17 protein-coding genes and 1 pseudogene are annotated in these 20,569 nt (G+C 54.4%); 8 read left to right on the forward strand and 10 right to left on the reverse strand.

What is annotated here, in order from left to right; genetic code table 11:
* The 4 genes and pseudogenes from B2R48_RS04600 to B2R48_RS04615 all read left to right on the forward strand — a co-directional run.
* A pseudogene (locus tag B2R48_RS04600) lies at positions 1 to 816 on the forward strand (phosphoglucosamine mutase); the annotation flags it as partial.
* Positions 817 to 865: 49 nt separating this feature from the next.
* On the forward strand, positions 866 to 1,663 hold the full coding sequence (gene thiD, locus B2R48_RS04605) for a bifunctional hydroxymethylpyrimidine kinase/phosphomethylpyrimidine kinase (RefSeq protein ID WP_062957725.1): 798 nt from the start codon (positions 866 to 868) through the stop codon (positions 1,661 to 1,663).
* 50 nt (positions 1,664 to 1,713) lie between these two features.
* Complete coding sequence (locus B2R48_RS04610) at positions 1,714 to 2,256, forward strand: DinB family protein (RefSeq protein WP_296998343.1); 543 nt, start codon at positions 1,714 to 1,716, stop codon at positions 2,254 to 2,256.
* A 31-nt stretch (positions 2,257 to 2,287) separates the two neighbouring features.
* Positions 2,288 to 2,626: a hypothetical protein gene (locus tag B2R48_RS04615; protein WP_114129835.1), complete on the forward strand. Its 339-nt coding sequence runs from the start codon at positions 2,288 to 2,290 to the stop codon at positions 2,624 to 2,626.
* A 5-nt stretch (positions 2,627 to 2,631) separates the two neighbouring features.
* Here the strand turns inward: B2R48_RS04615 and B2R48_RS04620 are convergent, their stop codons facing one another.
* Entirely contained in the window at positions 2,632 to 3,507 is an 876-nt protein-coding gene (locus tag B2R48_RS04620; RefSeq protein ID WP_062957728.1) for an AEC family transporter, read from the reverse strand.
* 229 nt (positions 3,508 to 3,736) lie between these two features.
* Here B2R48_RS04620 and B2R48_RS04625 point away from each other — a divergent pair, with 229 nt between their 5' ends.
* Positions 3,737 to 4,372, forward strand: coding sequence for a D-glycero-alpha-D-manno-heptose-1,7-bisphosphate 7-phosphatase (locus B2R48_RS04625; protein ID WP_296998346.1), 636 nt, complete (start codon positions 3,737 to 3,739; stop codon positions 4,370 to 4,372).
* Positions 4,373 to 4,395: 23 nt separating this feature from the next.
* Here the strand turns inward: B2R48_RS04625 and B2R48_RS04630 are convergent, their stop codons facing one another.
* Positions 4,396 to 6,468 (reverse strand): tetratricopeptide repeat protein, encoded by a 2,073-nt coding sequence (locus tag B2R48_RS04630; protein WP_296998347.1) that lies wholly within the window; start codon positions 6,466 to 6,468, stop codon positions 4,396 to 4,398.
* A gap of 586 nt (positions 6,469 to 7,054) precedes the next feature.
* Between B2R48_RS04630 and ilvD the strand changes: the two genes are divergently transcribed.
* Positions 7,055 to 8,908, forward strand: coding sequence for a dihydroxy-acid dehydratase (ilvD, locus tag B2R48_RS04635; protein ID WP_213472609.1), 1,854 nt, complete (start codon positions 7,055 to 7,057; stop codon positions 8,906 to 8,908).
* 75 nt (positions 8,909 to 8,983) lie between these two features.
* Here the strand turns inward: ilvD and ald are convergent, their stop codons facing one another.
* On the reverse strand, positions 8,984 to 10,099 hold the full coding sequence (gene ald / locus B2R48_RS04640; protein WP_062957731.1) for an alanine dehydrogenase: 1,116 nt from the start codon (positions 10,097 to 10,099) through the stop codon (positions 8,984 to 8,986).
* Between the two features lie 209 nt (positions 10,100 to 10,308).
* Between ald and B2R48_RS04645 the strand changes: the two genes are divergently transcribed.
* Complete coding sequence (locus B2R48_RS04645) at positions 10,309 to 10,761, forward strand: Lrp/AsnC family transcriptional regulator (protein WP_249741897.1); 453 nt, start codon at positions 10,309 to 10,311, stop codon at positions 10,759 to 10,761.
* A 21-nt stretch (positions 10,762 to 10,782) separates the two neighbouring features.
* Here the strand turns inward: B2R48_RS04645 and B2R48_RS04650 are convergent, their stop codons facing one another.
* The gene (locus tag B2R48_RS04650; RefSeq protein WP_296998351.1) at positions 10,783 to 11,715 is read right to left on the reverse strand and encodes a M48 family metallopeptidase; all 933 of its coding nucleotides are present in this window, start codon (positions 11,713 to 11,715) and stop codon (positions 10,783 to 10,785) included.
* A gap of 167 nt (positions 11,716 to 11,882) precedes the next feature.
* Entirely contained in the window at positions 11,883 to 13,205 is a 1,323-nt protein-coding gene (locus B2R48_RS04655; protein WP_296998353.1) for a YjgN family protein, read from the reverse strand.
* Between the two features lie 381 nt (positions 13,206 to 13,586).
* Here B2R48_RS04655 and B2R48_RS04660 point away from each other — a divergent pair, with 381 nt between their 5' ends.
* Complete coding sequence (locus B2R48_RS04660) at positions 13,587 to 14,297, forward strand: TetR family transcriptional regulator (protein ID WP_296998356.1); 711 nt, start codon at positions 13,587 to 13,589, stop codon at positions 14,295 to 14,297.
* A 112-nt stretch (positions 14,298 to 14,409) separates the two neighbouring features.
* Here the strand turns inward: B2R48_RS04660 and B2R48_RS04665 are convergent, their stop codons facing one another.
* The 5 genes from B2R48_RS04665 to B2R48_RS04685 form a co-directional block, all read right to left on the reverse strand.
* Positions 14,410 to 15,243 (reverse strand): ABC transporter permease subunit, encoded by an 834-nt coding sequence (locus B2R48_RS04665; RefSeq protein WP_062957733.1) that lies wholly within the window; start codon positions 15,241 to 15,243, stop codon positions 14,410 to 14,412.
* Positions 15,240 to 16,169 (reverse strand): ABC transporter permease subunit, encoded by a 930-nt coding sequence (locus tag B2R48_RS04670; RefSeq protein WP_062957734.1) that lies wholly within the window; start codon positions 16,167 to 16,169, stop codon positions 15,240 to 15,242. Before B2R48_RS04670 ends, B2R48_RS04665 begins: the two co-directional genes overlap by 4 nt.
* Positions 16,166 to 17,332, reverse strand: coding sequence for an ABC transporter ATP-binding protein (locus tag B2R48_RS04675; RefSeq protein WP_062957735.1), 1,167 nt, complete (start codon positions 17,330 to 17,332; stop codon positions 16,166 to 16,168). The genes B2R48_RS04670 and B2R48_RS04675 overlap by 4 nt, the downstream gene beginning before the upstream one ends.
* Positions 17,333 to 17,736: 404 nt before the next feature.
* Complete coding sequence (locus tag B2R48_RS04680) at positions 17,737 to 18,843, reverse strand: polyamine ABC transporter substrate-binding protein (protein WP_296998359.1); 1,107 nt, start codon at positions 18,841 to 18,843, stop codon at positions 17,737 to 17,739.
* A gap of 225 nt (positions 18,844 to 19,068) precedes the next feature.
* Positions 19,069 to 20,418, reverse strand: coding sequence for a glutamine synthetase family protein (locus B2R48_RS04685; RefSeq protein WP_213472612.1), 1,350 nt, complete (start codon positions 20,416 to 20,418; stop codon positions 19,069 to 19,071).
* Between the last annotated feature and the right edge of the window lie 151 nt (positions 20,419 to 20,569).

A 20,569-nucleotide genomic window follows, 5' to 3' on the forward strand; every position in this document is an offset into this window, starting at 1 on the left:
ATCGTGCTTGATTGCGCCCATGGTGCTGGATATTCCGTCGCGCCCAAGGTCCTGCGTGAACTGGGTGCGGATGTGATTGAAATTGGCACCAGCCCGAATGGCATGAACATCAATGATCAGTGTGGTTCGACCTATACCAAAACCATGTGTGACCGCGTGCTGGCCGAAAAGGCGGATGTCGGAATTGCCCTTGATGGCGATGCTGACCGCGTTCAGATGTGTGATGAAAAAGGCCATTTGATTGATGGTGATCAGTTGATGGGGCTTGTCGCAACCCATTGGAAGCGCACCGGTCAGCTGCGCGGCAATGCACTGGTCGCGACCGTCATGTCCAACCTTGGTCTTGAACGCTATCTTGAAAGAAACGATGTGCGTCTGATCCGTACCAAGGTGGGGGATCGCTATGTCGTTGAACAGATGCGTGCCCTTGATTGCAATGTTGGTGGTGAACAGTCCGGCCATATCGTGCTGTCGGACTTCGCATCAACCGGTGATGGCCTGCTGGCCGGTCTTCAGGTGCTTGCGGTACTTGCCAGCCGCGAAGGCCCCGTTTCCGAACTTAGCCGTGTGTTCGATCCGCTGCCACAGATCCTGAAAAACGTGCGCTATAGTGCGGGTTCCGATCCGCTGTCGCAAAGCAGCGTGATAGAGGCCATTTCCTCGGCGGAGCGTGCCTTTAACGGCGATGGCCGTGTCCTGATCCGTAAATCGGGCACCGAACCGTTGATCCGTGTCATGGCCGAAGGGGACGATGCGCTTAAGGTCGAACAGATCGTCGATGGTATCGTTGCTGAAATCACCGCCGTTGCCGGTTAAGTGAACATCGTGCGTCAAACCTGATTTTTGCAGGATAAGGAAGGGTTTCATGAAAGGTCGCGTCTTGATCATAGCCGGATCGGATTGTTCCGGTGGGGCCGGTATTCAGGCCGATATCAAATCGGTGACCGCCCTTGGCGGCTATGCGGCAACTGCGATCACGGCGCTTACGGTGCAAAATACCACCGGAGTCTTCGATGTCCTGGGCATTGATCCTGACATGATCGTTCATCAGGCCACCGTGACGATTGATGATATCGGCGCCGATGCGCTTAAAACCGGCATGCTGCATTCGGTCCCGGTGATTACTGCCGTGGCGGAATTTATCAAATCAAAGGCTGCAGGTATTCCGGTCGTTGTTGACCCTGTGATGGTTTCGCAAAGCGGTTCGCGCCTGCTGCAGGAAGACGCGGTCGAAGCCCTGATAACGCATATGGTGCCGCTGGCAACCGTCCTGACACCAAATATTCCCGAGGCAGAAGTACTATCAGGTATGAAAATCACCAGCGAAGGTGATATGATTGCTGCAGCGCACAAAATTGGTGATCTCGGTGCTGAGGCTGTCCTGATAAAAGGTGGTCACGCAGACGGGGATAAAATCGTCGATATCTTGTGGCGCCGGGATGGTGATGTCGAAGGCTATGAAGGCACGCGCATTCCGTCTGAAAATAATCATGGCACGGGCTGCTCGCTTGCAAGCGCCATTGCAACCGGGCTGGCACAGGGCATGGGGTTAAGTGACTCTGTGGCCCGCGCACGGGATTTCGTGCGTGAAGCCATCCGAACCGCGCCAGACTTTGGCAAAGGAAACGGTCCGCTAAACCATGCGCATCCTGTGACCGGTTGAGTCTCTCAACACGAATGTGACAGGACGCTGAAAGTTGGGACACTTGAGGTATGCCGGGCACATCGTTTTTCCATCAGGCGCGTAACAACGCCTGGTCAAATCACCGTTTGTATGGTGTCTGTCAGAAATTGACGGATCAGGAACTCGACACCAAGCGAACACCGTTTTCATCCTCCATTCTGCAGACTCTGAACCACATCCTGACCAATGACTGGTATTATCTTGATGCGCTGGTTGACGGCGGGCGCGGGCGGAGATGCTTTGCCGATGAAATGCCGTTTGCGGCCATTGATAAACTGGCCGCAGCCCAGCGGGATACGGATATGCGGCTGATGGCTTTTTGCGAGCAACTCAACGACAAGGACGCCATTCGCAGCGTCGAACTGGTCCGCGAAGATGCCAGCAAGACGCATGATACCGTGGGCGATATCCTGTCACATCTGTTTGTCTATCAAACCCATCAGCGCGGGCAGGTCCATGCTCTTCTGGCCGTCACCAGTCAGGCAGCGCCACCCCTTGATGACTATCATCTTGAATATGATACACCCTTCCCGGGGATCGATTTTTCCGCTTTGGGACGAAAAGGGGCCTAGAAGTGCCTAAGGGATACAAATGAATACACGAATGCTACGGCGCGCAATTCTGGCAGCCGGTATTGCGGTTCTGGCGGTGGTCAGTTTCGGAAACCCGCACCGTCATATCGCCGATCTTTTCTGGCCGAATGATGCCGCGCCCTGGGAACAGGTGACCGCTGTCTATGTCCCTGATGTCAGCCAACCCACCCGGATCAAGATATCCGAGGCCGCCTTTGACAATCTTGATGCCTGCCAAAGCCACGTCATGGCGCAAGCCGCCGAACACGGTGATCCGGATCTTCAAAAGGGCCGGTTTGAATGCGCCATCGGATTTTATGCAGACAAGGACGATGGCACAGGCGGCGAGTACCGCCTGATCATCAAGTAAACCGTTTAAAGCACGTACCAAAGAAGGGCGGGCAGGGCGATGGCGGCAAGGAAGCTTGAACTGATGACAACGCCAGCAACTTCTTCCGGTTCGCGGTTATAAAGCTGCGCAAACAGGTAGCAGAACACAGCAACCGGCATCGAACATTGCAAGATCACCACACCGCGTTCCATGCCGGTCAGTCCCATGACTTCTGAAAGACCCAAGCCAACGCCGAAACCCATGCCAAGACGCAAGAAGCTAAGCGCCGTGCTGCGCGCAAGGCTTACCGGACGGAGTTTTGCCAGCGATACACCAAGGGTAAACAGCATCAACGGAATGGTGAGCTGCCCAATCAGGTTGGTGGTGTTGTAAAGCCATTCTGGCACCGCGGTGTCGGTGGCAAGGAAGCCCGTGGCAATCAGGGTTGCCGGAATAATTGGCATCTTGGCCAGCGACTTGATGGAAAAACTGCCCGATACGAACGCAACACCGATGGTCAGCTGGATCACGACATAGGCCGCAAAGAACGCCACCGAAAGCGCAAGTCCTTCCTGCCCATAGGCCAGCAGACAAAGCGGCAAGCCAACGTTGCCAACATTTGGCCAGGTCAGCGATTGCAAATAGGTGCGCGGTGACAGGTTAAAGACCTTAAGCACCGGCCAGCCGATCAGCGCAAAGATCACATTGGCGGCAAGGGCCGCCGTTCCCATCAGAACCAGCGTATCGCCGCCAAGCTCCACGGTTGCAAGTGCGGCAAAGGTCAGGCACGGCGTTGCGAAATAGGTAACGATGGATGTGACAAGGTTGGTGTCAAAATGTTTGCCGGCACGGGCCCAGAAATATCCCAGTCCGGTGGTGATAAAAACCGGGGCCAGAATCGCAAAAATATCGGCAAACATAAGGCGACTTTCCTTGTGGGGCGTGTGATCGCGGGACGTAATTTGAACCGAAATTCTCACGTCTTCCGGTTGCTCTGCAAGTGAATAATGGTAATACCAATTTCTTTTCCGTACTGTGCAAAACCGTGCAAACGGGGATCGCAGTGTGTGAAGTCTTGCTTTTCCAAACACCTTTGCGCCATTGTTGGTTGCGATCAGCCCCTAAATCCGACCACGCAAAAGGCCATCAATGACCGGCTCCGCCACCGAAACTGTCAAACGTCACCTGATCGATCCGGCCCCGCGCTTTCGCGATCAGCGCCATCCGGTGCCGGCTGTTTTTCTGGATCGGGACGGGGTGATCAACGAAGAAGTCCACTATCTGTCAGATGTTGCCGATCTCAAGATGATCAACGGTGCGGCTGATGCGATCAAACGCCTGAATGACGCAGGTCTTGCGGTCATTGTCGTGACCAACCAGTCCGGTGTGGCGCGCGGCTATATCAGCGAAGACCAGCTTCTTGAAATCCACAAGGCGTTGGTCGCCATGCTTGCCGACAAGAAGGCCTCTGTGCAGGGAATTTACTATTCGCCATATCATCCCGACGGGAAGGGTGACTATCGTCGCAACAGCACATGCCGCAAACCCGAACCGGGTATGCTTTTGGCAGCAAGCGACGAATTTGCCATCAACCTTTCAGACAGCATTCTGGTCGGCGACCGTATTAATGATATCCGTGCCGGGCGCGCGGCGGGCACACGCACCATCATGGTCAGAACCGGCCACGGGACCAAGGAAGCCATCCTGCCCGAGGCACAAGAAGCCGATTTCATCGCTGATGATCTGGCCGCTGCCGTTGATCACATCCTGACTGATATGGGGTAGGAATCCTGTGTGTGTGTCTGGGGCTATTGGTTGCCGCGACACCAGTTCTGCCACATCTCGCGACAGGCTTCCTCGAACTCGGCCGCCACGGCCGGGCCATGGAAGGCGCGGCTGCCCCTGATACGTTCACGCATGTTTTCGCGGATACTGGCCAGCGCCTTAAGGTCGGATGCCAGCATGATGCATTTATCGACATAACCCTTTTCGGTTTCGGCACACAGCGCGCCAAGCCCGATATCCCCCAAAACAGCAAGGCCAAGCCGTGATCCCGGTCGATCATCGGCCAGCGACACGAACGGAATGCCAAACCACAGCATCTCGTAATAGGTCTCAAGGCTGATGGCGGGAAACGGTGCCAGCCCGATATCAATCTGGGCATACAGGGCCGCGCGGTCCTGTGGCTTTATCTTGCCAGCCAGATCAAGGCGGTCACGCTTGATCCCGGCTTGTCGTGCGCGGTCCAGAAACGTCTTGGCGGCATAGGAATCTTCAAGCACGTCATCCTGAATGACGATACGGCTGTTGCTGATCTTGTTTAATATCCGCGCAAAGCAATTAAGCGTTTCGTTACTGATATTGGCCAGCCGTTCAATACAACCAAACCGGATGATTTCCTCGCCAACCGCTGCCGGAAGCGGGGTAAGTGGCAACGCATCGTCAAGGTCTGCCGGAAGATACGGGCCAATTGCCAACGGATAGGGGCGCTCGGAGAACATTTTGTTTTCCGCCAGGCTGCCACCAAACACATCCTTGTGTCCGATCAGGTAATCCATTTCCGCGATGCCGGTGGTGATCGCAGACAAGCTGGCCTGAACCGGTGCGGCCTTGATCGCAAAAACATCAATCGGCTGGGTCGGATGAATGCCGCACACATCAATCAGGATATCGATCTTGTCCTTGCGAATGCGGTCGGCAATGCGCATCGGGTCCTGCCCGCAAACCTCGCGCCAGCCATCCGCCATCACCTGCCATTGCCGTGTAACGTCGTCAGGGCGTGGTGTGGCAGAATACAAAAACAGTTCGATCTCGTGGCGATTAAGGTTACGTGCAAGGGCACTCAACAGCCCAAAGGACGGGTGCTGACAGAAAAACGGTGAAATCCAGCCGATGCGCAATCGCTTGTCGGACTGGCGGCTATTGCCAAAGGCGGGCTTGGCGGCAATCGGCATATGATGCTTGGCCCACGCCTTCGCCGCCTTGGCATGTGCCGTGCCATCGGTACTGCCAAGCTTGGCGCGCGCCCGGATCAAAAGTGCTTCTGCCGTGGCATTGTCCGGTGATGCCTTGATCAGGGCTTCAAGCGTTGCAATCGTCGCGTCAACATCACCGCAGCGCAACGTGATATCGGCCAGAACAAGGTCAATATCATCGGTTTCCTTGGTCAGGCGGCGTGCGGTCTTTAAAATCGCGATGGCCTTGGAATACTGCCCCTGATGGGCCAGTGATTGCCCAAGTCCGCGCAGGCCCGGAACATATTTCGCATCGATGCTCAGCGCACGTTGATAAAGGTTCTGCGCCAGTTCCGGATAGCCAAGCCGCAAAAAGGCCGATCCCACACGGCAAATCAGTTCCGGTGAAATGCCGGCGGCCTCTGCCGCATGGTCCAGTGATTTAAGCGCGGCTTCTTCCTGTCCCAGATCATGCAACGTCTGCCCGAACAGCAGCAACCCCTCATAATGGTTCGGTTTCAGGCCAAGCAACCGCCCCAAAAGGTCCATTGCCTGACCCAGATGACCACGCGGAATTTCAAGGCGCGCCAGATGATAAAGGGCGGTGGGGAAGTCCCCGTGATAACTCAGGGCTTGCTTGAACTGGTCAATCGCATTGTCGATCTGTCCGGAACTTTCCAGCGCAATGGCATAGTTGCATCGCACCGCCGGGTTGGCCGCAAAACTGCCAAGGCAGCTTTCAAAAAGCTCAAGCGCCTCGCCATGGCGGCCCAGGCCGGTCAACAGGGTAGCCAGAAGATGCTCTGCTTCGGCATTCCCCGGGGACATGGCAAGTGCCGCGCGATATGTCTTTTCGGCTTCTTCCGTGCGATTGCCCTCATGCGCAGTCAGGCCGCGACGCAACAGTGTCTTGAGTTGGTCGGACATGGATGTGCGGATCTCCACCTGATGGTTTTGACTGGGCTCGGACCCAAGCGGTTCTTGCCAGACATTAAAGGGTTCGCGACATCCTTTAAAGCGCGCAATTACCAGTTTGGCGATTGCGGCATGAAATATGGGCAAAAAAGAACCCCGAACCTGTATGAGGGTCCGGGGCGAATGGGAGTGGGAGAATCGCCTGGCGGCGATAATCACCTAGTACGATATGTATTGTTTGGCTAAAGGTCGCCTATGCAATGGAGTAGGTCTGAGGGTATTTGGGATAGGTGCGGGTCTAAATTTGTATAAACATTGTGAACTTGATCACAATTTTGCGTTCATGCACTGGTACGGGACGATTTTTACGCAAACTCTGAGTGTAGAAACAGTCATCTAAATGCCCCTTGAAAAACGGGTGTAAAATTTCATGTTCGTAGCATTCGTACCCAATCACGGAATTTGGCGAAATTTTCAGGCAAAAAACTGTCAAAATGCGCGAAGACTGTGCTAGAACGCACCCATATATAGAGGGCTTTGGACCACGATCCATGGTCCGAAAGAAACGCCACTAGCGATTTGAAGAGAGGTTCCTTCCATGCCGGAATATCGGTCCCGTACAACAACACACGGCCGCAACATGGCTGGTGCGCGCGGCCTTTGGCGCGCCACTGGCATGAAAGACGAAGATTTCGACAAGCCGATCATTGCGGTCGTCAACAGCTTCACCCAGTTCGTGCCCGGTCACGTGCATCTCAAGGACCTCGGTCAGATGGTCGCACGCGAGATCGAGGCATCCGGCGGTGTTGCCAAGGAATTCAACACCATTGCAGTGGATGACGGCATTGCGATGGGCCATGACGGCATGCTCTACAGCCTGCCGTCACGCGAAATCATTGCTGATTCCGTTGAATACATGGTCAATGCCCATTGCGCCGATGCGATGGTCTGCATTTCCAACTGCGATAAAATTACCCCGGGCATGTTGATGGCGGCGATGCGCCTTAATGTCCCGTGCGTGTTCGTATCCGGTGGCCCGATGGAGGCCGGCAAGGTCACCATCGAGGGCAAGGAACATCACCTTGATCTGGTCGATGCCATGGTGCAGGCCGCTGATCCGAACATCTCCGACGAACAGGTTACCGAAGTCGAACGTTCTGCCTGCCCGACCTGTGGGTCGTGCTCTGGCATGTTTACCGCCAACTCGATGAACTGTCTGGCCGAGGCACTTGGTCTTGCGCTGCCGGGCAATGGTTCTGTGCTGGCAACCCACGCGGCCCGCAAGGAGCTCTTCCTCGAAGCGGCCCGGACCTCGGTGAAGCTCGCACGTCGTTATTACGAAGAAGAAGACATCGGTGCGACCCCGCGCGGCATTGCAACCTTTGATGCCTTTGAAAACGCCATGGCGCTTGATATCGCCATGGGCGGTTCGACCAACACGGTTCTGCATTTGCTTGCGATTGCCAAGGAAGCCGAAGTCGACTTCACCATGACCGATATGGATCGCCTGTCGCGCAAGATCCCGTATCTGTCAAAAGTCGCGCCGAACCATCCGATGTTCCACATGGAAGACGTCCATCGTGCCGGTGGCATCATGCGTATTCTGGGCGAACTTGATCGCGCAGGCCTGCTGCATACCGATGTCTCCACGGTGCATTCCAAGACCATGGCGGATGCCCTTGAAAAATGGGACATCAAACGCACCACCAACGAGGCCGTGCACAAGTTCTTCCGTGCCATGCCGGGCGGGGTGCCGTCACAAACCGCGTTCAGTCAGGAACGCTATTGGGACGATCTCGACCTTGATGAAAAAGAAGGCTGCATCCGTGATGTTGCCCATGCCTACAGTCAGGATGGCGGTCTTGCCGTTCTGTTTGGCAACCTTGCGGCCAATGGCTGTGTGGTCAAAACCGGCGGTGTCGATGAAAGCATCCTGAAATTCACCGGCCCGGCCGTAATTTGCGAAAGTCAGGACGAAGCCGTTGCCAAGGTTCTTGGTGGCGAGGTCAAGGAAGGCGACGTGGTCGTCATCCGTTACGAAGGCCCCAAAGGTGGTCCGGGCATGCAGGAAATGCTGTATCCGACCAGCTATCTCAAATCGATGGGGCTGGGCAAAGCCTGCGCACTGATTACCGATGGTCGCTTCTCGGGCGGTACGTCGGGTCTGTCGATTGGTCACGTCTCGCCCGAAGCTGCTGCTGGTGGCGACATCGCCCTGATCGAGCCGGGTGATATGATCGAAATCGACATTCCGAACCGTTCAATCAAGATCGCGGTTGATGATGCCGTTCTGGCCGCCCGTCGTCAGGCGATGGAAGCCAAGGGCCCCGAAGCATGGCGTCCGGCCAAGCCGCGTAAACGCAAGGTCTCGACAGCCCTTCGTGCCTATGCCGCCATGGCAACCAGTGCCGATCAGGGCGCGGTTCGTGACGTGACACAGGTCGAATTCTGATCGACCAGCGTTCACCGAAACCAAACAAAAAGGGCGCCAATCGGCGCCCTTTTTTCATGCTCGCATTCAAGCGCCCTAGGCCAGGGCACTTTCAATCGGCAGGTAATCATAGCCCAGCGCATCGGCCACGGCCTTGTAGGTGATCTTGCCATCATGGACGTTAAGCCCTGCTGCCAGGTGCGGATCGTCCTGACAGGCTTTTTTCCAGCCCTTGTTGGCAAGGGCCAGCGCGAACGGCAGGGTGGCGTTATTGAGCGCAAAGGTCGATGTGCGCGCGACGGCACCGGGCATGTTGGCAACGCAATAATGCACAACATCATCGACGATATAGGTCGGGTCGGCATGGGTGGTTGCCTTCGATGTTTCAAAACAACCGCCCTGATCAATCGCAACATCAACAATCACCGAACCCGGCTTCATGCGTGACAGTTGCTCTTTCTTGATCAGTTTCGGCGCAGCCGCACCGGGCACAAGCACCGCACCAACGACCATGTCGGCTTCAAGCACAAGCGCCTCGGTGTCATCGATGGTGGCATATTGCGTCTTGATGCGCGGGCCATAAAGATCATCAAGATACGTCAGGCGTTTGACGTTTTTATCAAGGATGATCACATCCGCCCCCATGCCAGCGGCAATGCGTGCGGCGTTCGTGCCGACAACACCGCCACCAATCACAACGACCTTGGCCGGTGCAACGCCGGGCACACCGCCCAGCAACATGCCCCGTCCGCCATTGGCTTTTTGCAGGGCGGCCGCCCCAACCTGCGGGGCCATGCGCCCGGCAACTTCCGACATCGGTGCCAGCAGGGGCAGGCCACCTGATCGGTCGGTCACAGTTTCATAGGCAATCGCGGTCACACCGGATTTGACCAGGCCGGCGGTCTGATCGGGGTCCGGGGCCAGATGCAGATAGGTAAACAGCAACTGGCCGGGGCGGAGCTGCTCATACTCAACTTTCTGAGGTTCCTTGACCTTGATGACCATCTCGGCACTGGCAAAGATATCGGACGCAGCACCGGCAATGGTTGCACCGGCGGCAATGTAGTCCTCATCGGCAAAGCCGACACCGGCACCGGCCATGGTTTCGACCTGAACCTTATGGCCATGTTCAACAAGTTCGCGGACCGAGCTTGGCGTCAGTCCGACGCGATATTCGTGGTTTTTGATTTCCTTTGGAACACCAATCAGCATGTCGTTTCCTCCCGACAAAAAGGTGGTAATCGGGGGATATCCTCGGTGTTTCCGGGGATTCCCGGGCGGTTGGCGCCTCTTTTAATCTTGTTCTTGAATGATACCCTAAAAATTGGGCAATTAATCTTCATTTCAAGGGGTGTTTGATGGTATCATTGCTATATAATTCAACAGATAGATGATTATTTCGGAGGATTGTTCGAATGGAGATGGATGAACGAGATCGGATGATTCTGCGTTTGCTGCAGAAAGATGGTCGCATCAGCAATGCGGAACTTGCCGAAAAGGTGAACCTTTCGGCCTCTGCCTGCCTGCGGCGTGTGCGGCTGCTTGAAGAGGCGGGCTTCATCGATCATTACACCATGCTTCTCAATCCCGCACGGATCGGCAAGCCGGGAAATGCCTTCGTCAATATCGCGATCACCCGTCAAACCCGCGAGGCACTCGAAACCTTTGAAAAGGAAATTCAAAAGGTTCCCGAAGTCGTCGAATGTTATCTGCTGGCCGGGCAAAGCGACTATCTTGTGCATGTCGTCTATAGCGACACGGCGGACTATGAACGCATCCACAGCGAAGTCCTGACACAATTGCCCGGAGTCGAACGGGTTCAGACAGTCATCACACTGCGCGAAGTCAAACGCACCACGGAACTGCCGGTCTAGGCTCTCCTGCGCGAAGGCGCGCTAATTGAGACAAACGGTTTTAAGGAACTGCCAGTCTGAACTGTGAAGGGGCAGGCGACCGGTTGCGGTCGCGTTTTCGAACTGCTCGATGCGTGTCGCCATATTCGGGTGGGAACGTAACAGCTCGGGGATTTCAAAACCCCTGCCGCCTTGGGTTTGTTCGTTGTTCAGTTTGGCAAACAGGTTGGCCGTTGGTCTGGTGTCAATATTGGCTCGCGTCATGACATCAATGGCAAACGCATCGGCCTGGCTTTCCATCTCGCGGGTGTAGCCTTGCTGGAAGGCGAACTCCGCCGGGGCCGGGATGCCGCCGCCCATGATCCGCAAAAGCTGACTTGCCGCCATGTTTGAAAATATGGCCCGCAGACTGTGTTGTTCTTCGCTATGCGCAATTTCATGGGCCAGAACGCCGGCAAATGCCTCGGGACTGTCCATCATTTCCAAAAGCTTGGAGAAAAAGATGATCTTGCCGCCGGGAAGCGCCAGCGCATTGGGGATGTCGCTACGCACGAAGGTGACGTCATAGTCATACGTCAGGGGATGGGCTTGATTGATTGCCGCAATGATGATTTCGACCGACTGTTGCGCCATTGGGCCGGTTTCACATCGGGCAAAATCGTCATTAAGATGCTCGATGACATAAAGAACCTGTTTCTGGGCGTTCTCGCCAAGTGTGATTTCGGCGCTGCGCGGATACACCTTCGTCAGGATGTCGGCCAATACCGGTACGCCAAACCAGATGGTCAGCGCAACCACAGCACAGAATGCCGCAATGCCTGTCGAAATCTGGACAATGTTTTTGCGCGACCCCTCTGCGACGTTATGGCCGGATGGCCCGTCAATCAGGGCGTTGGAAATTTCGCTGGTCTGGGCAAACACCAAACGCATTCCGTCATCACGCAGTTTGCGTAACCGGATTGGTCGACCGGGCATTGGTTTTTCACATAGCACCAGTTCTTGGCGCGATAGTGTGGTTAACTTTGATGTGTTCTCGAATACGACAATGTCATGGTCACCCAGAGTGACCATGACATTCCTCGCTGCCGATGATTTACCGTCAAAAAATCGTGCGGGAAATGTTTCGGCGTTTTGCGTTTGCATTAAATCGACCCGATATCAAGCGCATCGGCCAATCCTTCGCCAGTTCGCGGTGCCGCTTGCTGTGATGGATTTGCGTGAAGATTTGCAACCTCGCCGGTGTAATCAAGCGAGTTGATATCTGCCGAAAGCATCGCATGGATCACAAAAACGAACCCGGCGATGCTAAACATCGGCGTGATGACCAAGAGGATGATGACGGCGGGTACAATGCCCATCACCATTCTTTCGGTTTCGCCCATCGTGTAGGCAGGGCTGGATGCCATGTGGATATAAGCACCTCCAAACACCCAGAACAAGATCCCGATGATCACCAGCAACACAATCGAGAGACCAAGAAACTTCAGCAAGATCATGATGTATTGTGACGTCGAAAGCGCGCTTTCGAATGTGACGTTGGCCAACGAGGTTGCCCCTGCTTGATAGCGGAACAGCCAAACCCGGTAGTTCACGAACATGACAAGGGCGATCAGATAGGCCGGTATGCCCACAGCAAAGGGCAACCAGGCGATACCGTTTGCGCCACCATAAACGGAAACCCCGATTGCAACGGCAGCGAAGACCGCGATAATTGCCCAGTTCTTGATCCATTTCCTGAAGACGGTGCCAAACGTTCCGGTGAACTTCGCTTGCGTATCGCCGATCCAGGTATTGTCGGTTTGATAGCGGGTTGTCGCAACAAACGTATAGGGCGCAAGAAGACCAAGGCTAAGCGCAGTCAGGATCGATGATGTAAATCCGATCACGGCATATTTCAGTGCAGAACCACCCAGTTGTGCCCGAATACCCCGCCAATAGGTCCTGCTATACCGGTATCTTGTCGCCCTGTAGCTGGCAACAAAGAACAGGAACATTGCCACGACATAAATCATTGCATCGGGAAGCATCGCCAGTTGCGGTGGCAGCATGGTTGATGCATAGCCCAATCCGGCAAGGATCGGACCAAAGATAACTGCAACAATGAGAAAGCCCAAAAAAAGTTCAAGTCCACGTCCGGTATATTCCAGCGCATCGCCGTCTACGACGATGTTGCTCCAGATATAGCGGCGCATTCTTGTCTTGGCCCAGAAACGAAAAATGCCGAGTGTCAGGATCGTCCAAAGCGTGTTCCAGCAACTCAGTTTCAGAACCGCATTCGCGTTGCCAAGATAGGTTATCCCTGACGGTTCAGTGGTTTGCTCATTCACAGGCTCGCTTGTTTCCGGCACGGGGCCGGTCGATGTGCTCACCTCGTCGGGCGTATTGGTATCATCTTGTTCTGGCGGCTGCGTATCTGCATTGTTTTGGGAGGCCGATTCATTCGGCCCAAAGGCATGTGTTGTCATGTGCCCCTCTGTACATAACAAGCGACTTTCCCATTTTGAAAGTCATGCAAATTCATATTTTTATTGCCCCAAGTGTGAAGACTATTACCCGTCTTTGCGCAAAGCCGCACTCACTCAAAAGGTTAGGGGGCGTTCCGGGGGTATGAAACGACTCGAACAAAAAACTGTACGAAAATTGGTGAATTGTTCGGAGTGCGTTGCTCAGGTTGATTGTATATGACCGTAATTCATATATTCTGGCAGGTGTTCGAGCGGAAAAATGATTGTCTTTTCAATGCCTCATGAATTTTGTCCATTTATTCCAATCCCGCGATTTGACTTTTAGGTGAATTAAAATGCAATAATATGCCCGGGGAAAATACGTTGGGGGAAACTAATCAAATGGAACAAGATAATCTTGTTCGTGCTCGAAGCCACGAGCAGAAACTAAAACGCCGTGCTGATATTCTCGAAGCTGCCCGCAAGCTTTACTTGGAAGGTGACGGCACCTTGCCCTCGGCCGCAGAGGTCGCACGCAAGGCAAATTTGGCCAAAGGGACGCTTTATCTTTATTTCTCAAGCAAGGAAGCACTGTTTCTCGAGGTGCTCCGCCACTTCCAGAAAGAGTGGTTTGAGAACAATCTAGATATCATTGATCAGGAAGCATTGCGCCGGCCCGAGGAACGCGATTCAACCCGTGTTGCGCGGCAGTTTGTACAATATCTGGTCAAGAACGAAAAGTTCCTTTATCTCGCGTCATTGTCGCAAGGCGTTCTGGAATCAGGTTCTGACGATGAAATGGTCGTCAACCAGCGCCGTTTCCTGGCATCCATGGTCAAACGTACCGCCGATGCTTTGGCCGAGCTTTATGAAATCACACCCGAAGATGCCAGCAAGCTGATGCGTTCATCCTATGCGCTGGTTCTTGGCCTGTGGCAGATGTCGCAGCTCCCGGATCGGGTGAAGAAGCTGATGGAACAGAATGCGCTCAATAATCTGATTATTGATTTTGCCGATGCCGCCGAGGAAGCAGTTGTTTCCTACTGGCAGGTTTCGGCACCGGGCATGAAATGCCGTGAAATGATGCGCAAGGCGGCCGAAGGCAACTGCTAGGCCACGCTGGCCCATTCACGCCAAGGCAGCGATATCGCAAAACAAAAGCAGCGCCGGATGGTTTGTCCGGCGCTGCTTTTTTGTGATGTGGTCCCTGGGTCCTGGGTCAGTCTCAATGTTGTGCGTCGGCAGAGGCCCGGCTGCGCATCCGTTCAGAACGCAGGATCATCAGGCTGGCAATGATGATCATCACCGACACGGCGAGAATGATCAGGGTCGCCAGCGCGTTGATCTCGGGCGAGACGCCAAGACGTACCGATGAAAAGACCTTCATTGGCAGTGTGGTCGAACCCGGCCCCGCGACAAAGCTCGCAATCACCAGATCATCAAGTGACAGCGTAAAGGACAGCAACCACCCGGCCAGCAACGCTGGCAGGATCATCGGAAGCGTAATGACAAAGAAAATCTTGGCAGGCTTTGCCCCCAGATCCATTGCCGCTTCCTCGACCGAGGTATCCATACCCGACAGACGCGATTGTACGACGACTGCAACATAGGCCGCACAGAAAGTCGTATGTGCAATGGTAATGGTCGAAAGCCCGCGTCCGGCTGGCCAGCCGATCATTTGCTCAAGCGTTACAAACAACAGCAAAAGCGACAGACCGGTAATAACCTCTGGCATCACCAGCGGGGCTGCGATCATCCCCGAAAACAGGGTGCGTCCCTTGAACCGGCCAAAGCGTGACATCACCAGACCGGCAGGCGTACCAAGTGCCAGGGCGAGGGTCGCCGACATCACACCGATGCGCAGGCTGTTCCAGGCAGCATCAATCATGCCGTCATTGGAAAACAGCGACACATACCATTTGGTCGAAAAGCCCGCCCAGACGGTCACCAGCTTCCCTTCGTTAAAGGAATAGATGATGACAAGCAGGATCGGCACATAAAGAAAGGCAAAGCCAAACACCAGGGCCGAAATCAGGAAGGTTGAACGTTTGCTGCTCATTGCTGGCCTTCCTCCTGCTTGGTCTGAATATGCTGGAACCACATGATCGGCACGACAAGGAATATCAGCATCGCAATCGCCACGGCTGATGCAATCGGCCAGTCACGGTTGGCAAAGAACTCGTTCCAAAGGGTTCGACCGATCATCAATGTGTTCGGACCGCCCAGCAGTTCCGGGATAACGAATTCACCCACAGCCGGAATAAACACCAGAAGCGACCCGGCCAAAATCCCCGGCATGGAAAGCGGTAGCGTGATCTTGGCAAAGGCCTGCCAGGGCTTGCAGCCCAGATCAAGGGCGGCTTCCACCAGACTGACATCCATTTTTTCAAGTGTGGAATACAGCGGCAGGATCATGAAGGGCAGGTAGGTATAGACAATCCCGACATAAACCGCGAATTCGGTCTGGCGCATGATCAATGGTTCGGAAATGATACCGGCCCACAACAGGAACGCGTTGATCAATCCTTCGCGGTCAAGGATCCCGATCCAGGCATAAACGCGGATCAGGAAACTGGTCCAGAACGGCAGGATGACCAGCATCAGCAACACACTGCGCATGGACCCCTGCGCACGCGCAATGCCATAGGCCATCGGATAACCGATCAGAAGCGTGATGATGGTCGAAATCGCCGCGATCCGGATCGAATTCAGATAGGCGGTGGCATACAGACTGTCAGAAAGCAGGAACAGGTAGTTCCCGAAATTAAGCGTGATCGCGATGCCTTCGTCGATCCATTCAAACAGCGGCGTATAGGGCGGCTGTGCATATTCTGCCACCGAAAAGCTGATCTTGAGAACGATCAGAAACGGCACAAGGAAGAACAAAAACAGCCAGAAATACGGAATGCCGATCACCAGCACCCGGCCATGCTTGATCATCCAGCGATCAAAACGTTGCTTTATGGTTAGCTTGTCACTGCTCATTTGTTCAGAACCGAAGCAGCACCGGCCTCCCACGATACCCAGACGGGGTCTTCCCACGTATAGCGGGGCTCGATCTGGCGGGTGGAGTTCGGCTCGGTCACCTTGATGCGTTTACCGCTTTCAAGCCGGACGTGATAGGTCGAAATACCGCCCAGATAGCCGATCTCTTCGACCTTGCCCGACACGCAATTGTATTTGGTTTCGCTTGGGGCTTGTTTGGTAATGCGCAGGCGTTCCGGGCGAAGTGCCACCCAAAACGTCATGCTCTGGTGGCCCTGAACTGCGTGATCAATATAAATGTCGCAACCGGCTTCCTCGGATTTGATGACGGCGTATTTTTCATCATCATCCACCAGAACACCCTCGATCAGGTTGACCTGACCCAGGAAATTCGCGGTATAGCGGCTGTTGGGATATTCATACAGTTCAAACGGGGTGCCGATCTGGTTGATCACCCCTTCATTCATCACGGCGATGCGTGATGCCATGGTCATGGCTTCTTCCTGATCGTGGGTGACCATGACAAAGGTTGTGCCAACCTTTTCCTGAATATTGACCAGCTCGAACTGGGTCTGCTCACGCAGCTTTTTGTCAAGCGCGCCAAGCGGTTCATCAAGCAACAGCACCTTTGGCCGTTTCACAAGCGATCGTGCAAGCGCGACACGCTGGCGCTGGCCACCCGAAAGCTGATGGGGTTTGCGTTTGGCAAACTTGCTCATCTGAACAAGCCCCAGCATCTCGGCGACCAGTTCCTTGATTTCGCTGCGCGAAACACCGTCTTGTACAAGGCCGAACGCGACATTCTGCTCCACGCTCATATGCGGGAACAGGGCATAGGACTGGAACATCATGTTGGTCGGGCGCTCATAGGCCGGAACACCCGCCATATCGACGCCATCAATGTAAATCTTGCCCGACGTCGGTTCCTCGAACCCGGCCAGCATGCGCAGAAGTGTTGTTTTCCCGCAGCCCGATCCGCCCAGAAGGGCAAATAATTCGTGGCGATAAATATCAAGGGAAACATCATCAACGGCATAGAAGTCGCCGAATTTCTTGGTCACATTCTCAAAACGGATATAGGGAACCGCATCCGGATTGTTCCAAGGTTGCGTCTTGTGCACATCCTCGTGCACGTGCTCCAAAACCGCCTCTGACACCAGCATTCTCCCCTTGTTCAATGTCAAGATGAACCGATTAAATCAGACGTCAGCCCCTGATGACCTGATGCGCAATCTTTCGATGTTGCGGCATTGCTGAAAAGGTCGGTTCTTCCTGATAACAGGATGAAGCATTTCTGCAATCTGTAAAGAGGGGTGTGCGATATTTTGAACAACAATCGCCATTTGATGTCTAAAACGGCAGGGAATCGAAGGTTGGTGTTCAAAAAATATGCAATATTTTGCGGATTCGCAATTGAGGCCCGGCGCAGATCTGTGGCTGTTTGCAGCGACTGAGCACGAGTCACTGTACGCGCCAGCGCGGCGTTTTCACATCCCAAAAAAGCAAAAGGGCGCGAAACAAGTCGCGCCCTTCGCAAAGATATCAGAACACAATCAACTAGGATTGCTTACTGACCGGTTTTAAGCTTCGTCCACATACGGGTACGTGTGCGCAGAAGACGTCCGCTCGGCTCGACCTTGGACTTCAGGCGTTCCTTGACTTCCTGCGGCGGATAGATGCCTTCGTCTTCCAGAAGTGCCGGGTCAACCAGTTCCATCGCAGCAAGGTTCGGCGTTGCATAGGCAACATAGTTTGCGATTTCAGCTTCGACGTCCGGACGCAGCACATAATCGATGAACTTGTGCGCCAGTTCCGGGTTCGGTGCATCTTCCGGGATCATCATCGCATCGAACCAGATGAGCGTGCCTTCCTTCGGGATGACATACTTGATCTCGTTGCCGTTGCCGGCTTCTTCTGCGCGAAGGGCCGCCATGCCGACGTCACCCGACCAGCCTACGGAAATACAGGTGTTCCCGTTGGCAAGGTCGTTGATGTATTGCGAGCTATGGAAATACGTCACATGCGGGCGGATTTTCTCAAGCTGTGCAAAGGCGCTTTCGATCGATTCCTTGGTCGGTTCGCCTTCCGGCACATTGCCAAGATAGAAGTTCACAAGCGGAACGATCTCGCCCGGATCATCCAGAAGCGACAGGCCGCACGACGACAGCTTTTCGGCATATTCCGGGTCAAAGATCATTGCCCAGCTATCGACCGGTGCATCGTCGCCCAGAACTTCCTTGATCTTGGCGACGTTATAGCCAAAGCCGTTGGTGCCCCAGAAATACGGCACGGCATAGGTGTTGTCCGGGTCGTACTTGGCCTGCTGTTCAAGGATGATCGGATCCAGATTGTCATAGTTCGACAGTTTGGATTTGTCGATTGGCTGGAAAAGCTTTGCCCTGATCAGGCGTTCGGCGTCGGCAAGGGTCGGGACGACAATGTCATAACCGGAATTGCCCGCCAGCAGCTTGGCTTCGACAAGCTGGTTGCTGTCATAGACGTCATAGTTGACCTTGACGCCGAATTCCTTTTCGAAGTTCGCAACCGTTTCCTCGCCGATATAATCCGACCAGTTATAGATGTTGAGAACTTCCTGTGCCTTTGCGCTTGTTGCAAAACCGGCAACGGCAGTTGCAAGCACAGCAAGGCTTGAAGTTTTAAGAAGAGTTTTCATTTCGCTGAGCCTCCCATGTGGCAGCGTTTGAATGTTTAATGGCTCCGTTGTTTTCTTCCCCCGGAGCCCGGGGACGATCCTGATATCCTTCGAATGCTTCAGGATATTGTCAAATACAAGATGGAAAAATGTGCATTTTTCGCATCATGTGAATAATTGTGCATTTGCGATGCAATAATCTTGCGCCGGGCGTCAATCCCCGGCGCAAAATTCGATATGGGACTTTTAAACGTTCAGCAAAAGGTGCTCTCGCTCCCAGGCGCTGATCACGGTCTGATAGGCATCCCATTCTGCTTCCTTGACCGCGATGACCGCGGCGGCAAATTCCTCGCCCAGAAGTTCCTTAAGCGGTTTGCAGCGATGGAATTTCGCAAGCGCTTCGTGGATGTGACGGGGCAGGGAATGGGCACGGTCATAGCCCGAACCTTCGATCGGGGCCGTGGCGTCAACCTCTTCGAGAATCCCCAAAAGGCCACATGCAAGCGATGCCGCAATCGCCAGATAGGGGTTGGCATCAGCGCCCGGCAGGCGGTTTTCAACCCGGCGCGCGGCGGGCGGGCCATTTGGCTGACGCAGACCGACCGTGCGGTTATCAAGTGACCAGTGCATGTTGATCGGCGCATCGGACCAGGGCTGCAAGCGGCGATAACTGTTCATGTTCGGTGCCAGAAGCGGCATGGCTGCCGGCAGGTAACGCTGCAGACCACCAATATAGTTCAGGAACAGTTTGGAGTTTTCCCCGTCATCATCGGCAAACAGGTTCTTGCCGGTTTTGATATCAAGAACACTCTGGTGAATATGCATCGAGCTGCCCGGCAGATTGCCCATCGGCTTGGCCATGAACGTGCCATAGACACCATGCTTGAGCGCTGTTTCGCGAAGTGTGCGTTTGAACAGGAAGGCCTGATCGGCCAGTTCAAGCGGATCCCCATGGTTAAAGTTCATTTCAAGCTGGGCCGGACCCGATTCGTGGCTCATGGTATCGGCATCGATATTCATGGCCTCGCAATAGTCATAAAGGTCCTCGATCAGCGGGTCGAACTCGTTGATCGCATCAATGCCAAAGGCGTTCGATGCGCGTTCCGGCCGCCCGGAACGGCCGATTGGCGGTTCCAGCGGGTTGTCGGGGTCGGTGTTTTTTGCCACCAGATAAAATTCAAGTTCCGGCGCGATCACGGGCTTCATGCCACGTTCTTCAAATGCCTTGAGAACGCGCTTCAGCACGCCGCGCGGGGACGTTGAAACTTCTTCGCCGGAAAAATGGAAGCAGTCGCAGATGATCTGGGCGGTTGGCTCTTCGTACCATGGGACAACGCGCACGGTTTGCGGGTCGGGAACCATGACCACGTCCTTTTCGGCCGGATCAAGGAACGCATCGGTTTCCTCCGGATAGCCGCCGGTTACCGTCAGGCAGAATATTGCTTCGGGGATGGCAAGGCTTTTGGCCTCCAGCCCCTTCAGGAATTTCTGTGTCGGAAGAACCTTGCCGCGGGCAACGCCGGACATGTCCGGTACAATGCATTCGACTTCTTCGATTTTTCGCTCGGATAGCCACGTCTTGAGATCGGTGCTCATGTGTAGTCGGGCGCTTTCACGCCAGTCCTTCAAAATTGCATTTTCTTGCGTTTTTCGGGCCATTCCCGAACAAATTCACAAGAAAGGATGTTGGTCTTCGAAGACTATTGTATTTAATTTCGTTATTGTCGTGTTTTTTAGAATTATAGAC

The organism is Thalassospira sp. UBA848 (genome assembly GCF_002295455.1).
Classification (GTDB): Bacteria; Pseudomonadota; Alphaproteobacteria; order Rhodospirillales; family Thalassospiraceae; genus Thalassospira.

What these genes read in the sequence shown, in the direction of transcription:
- thiD (WP_062957725.1), top strand. Translation starts at nt 866, where the DNA reads ATGAAAGGTCGCGTCTTGATCATAGCCGGATCGGATTGTTCCGGTGGG.
- B2R48_RS04610 (WP_296998343.1), top strand. Translation starts at nt 1,714, where the DNA reads ATGCCGGGCACATCGTTTTTCCATCAGGCGCGTAACAACGCCTGGTCA.
- B2R48_RS04615 (WP_114129835.1), top strand. Translation starts at nt 2,288, where the DNA reads ATGCTACGGCGCGCAATTCTGGCAGCCGGTATTGCGGTTCTGGCGGTG.
- B2R48_RS04620 (WP_062957728.1), bottom strand. Translation starts at nt 3,507, where the DNA reads ATGTTTGCCGATATTTTTGCGATTCTGGCCCCGGTTTTTATCACCACC.
- B2R48_RS04625 (WP_296998346.1), top strand. Translation starts at nt 3,737, where the DNA reads ATGACCGGCTCCGCCACCGAAACTGTCAAACGTCACCTGATCGATCCG.
- B2R48_RS04630 (WP_296998347.1), bottom strand. Translation starts at nt 6,468, where the DNA reads ATGTCCGACCAACTCAAGACACTGTTGCGTCGCGGCCTGACTGCGCAT.
- ilvD (WP_213472609.1), top strand. Translation starts at nt 7,055, where the DNA reads ATGCCGGAATATCGGTCCCGTACAACAACACACGGCCGCAACATGGCT.
- ald (WP_062957731.1), bottom strand. Translation starts at nt 10,099, where the DNA reads ATGCTGATTGGTGTTCCAAAGGAAATCAAAAACCACGAATATCGCGTC.
- B2R48_RS04645 (WP_249741897.1), top strand. Translation starts at nt 10,309, where the DNA reads ATGGATGAACGAGATCGGATGATTCTGCGTTTGCTGCAGAAAGATGGT.
- B2R48_RS04650 (WP_296998351.1), bottom strand. Translation starts at nt 11,715, where the DNA reads ATGCCCGGTCGACCAATCCGGTTACGCAAACTGCGTGATGACGGAATG.
- B2R48_RS04655 (WP_296998353.1), bottom strand. Translation starts at nt 13,205, where the DNA reads ATGACAACACATGCCTTTGGGCCGAATGAATCGGCCTCCCAAAACAAT.
- B2R48_RS04660 (WP_296998356.1), top strand. Translation starts at nt 13,587, where the DNA reads ATGGAACAAGATAATCTTGTTCGTGCTCGAAGCCACGAGCAGAAACTA.
- B2R48_RS04665 (WP_062957733.1), bottom strand. Translation starts at nt 15,243, where the DNA reads ATGAGCAGCAAACGTTCAACCTTCCTGATTTCGGCCCTGGTGTTTGGC.
- B2R48_RS04670 (WP_062957734.1), bottom strand. Translation starts at nt 16,169, where the DNA reads ATGAGCAGTGACAAGCTAACCATAAAGCAACGTTTTGATCGCTGGATG.
- B2R48_RS04675 (WP_062957735.1), bottom strand. Translation starts at nt 17,332, where the DNA reads ATGCTGGTGTCAGAGGCGGTTTTGGAGCACGTGCACGAGGATGTGCAC.
- B2R48_RS04680 (WP_296998359.1), bottom strand. Translation starts at nt 18,843, where the DNA reads ATGAAAACTCTTCTTAAAACTTCAAGCCTTGCTGTGCTTGCAACTGCC.
- B2R48_RS04685 (WP_213472612.1), bottom strand. Translation starts at nt 20,418, where the DNA reads ATGAGCACCGATCTCAAGACGTGGCTATCCGAGCGAAAAATCGAAGAA.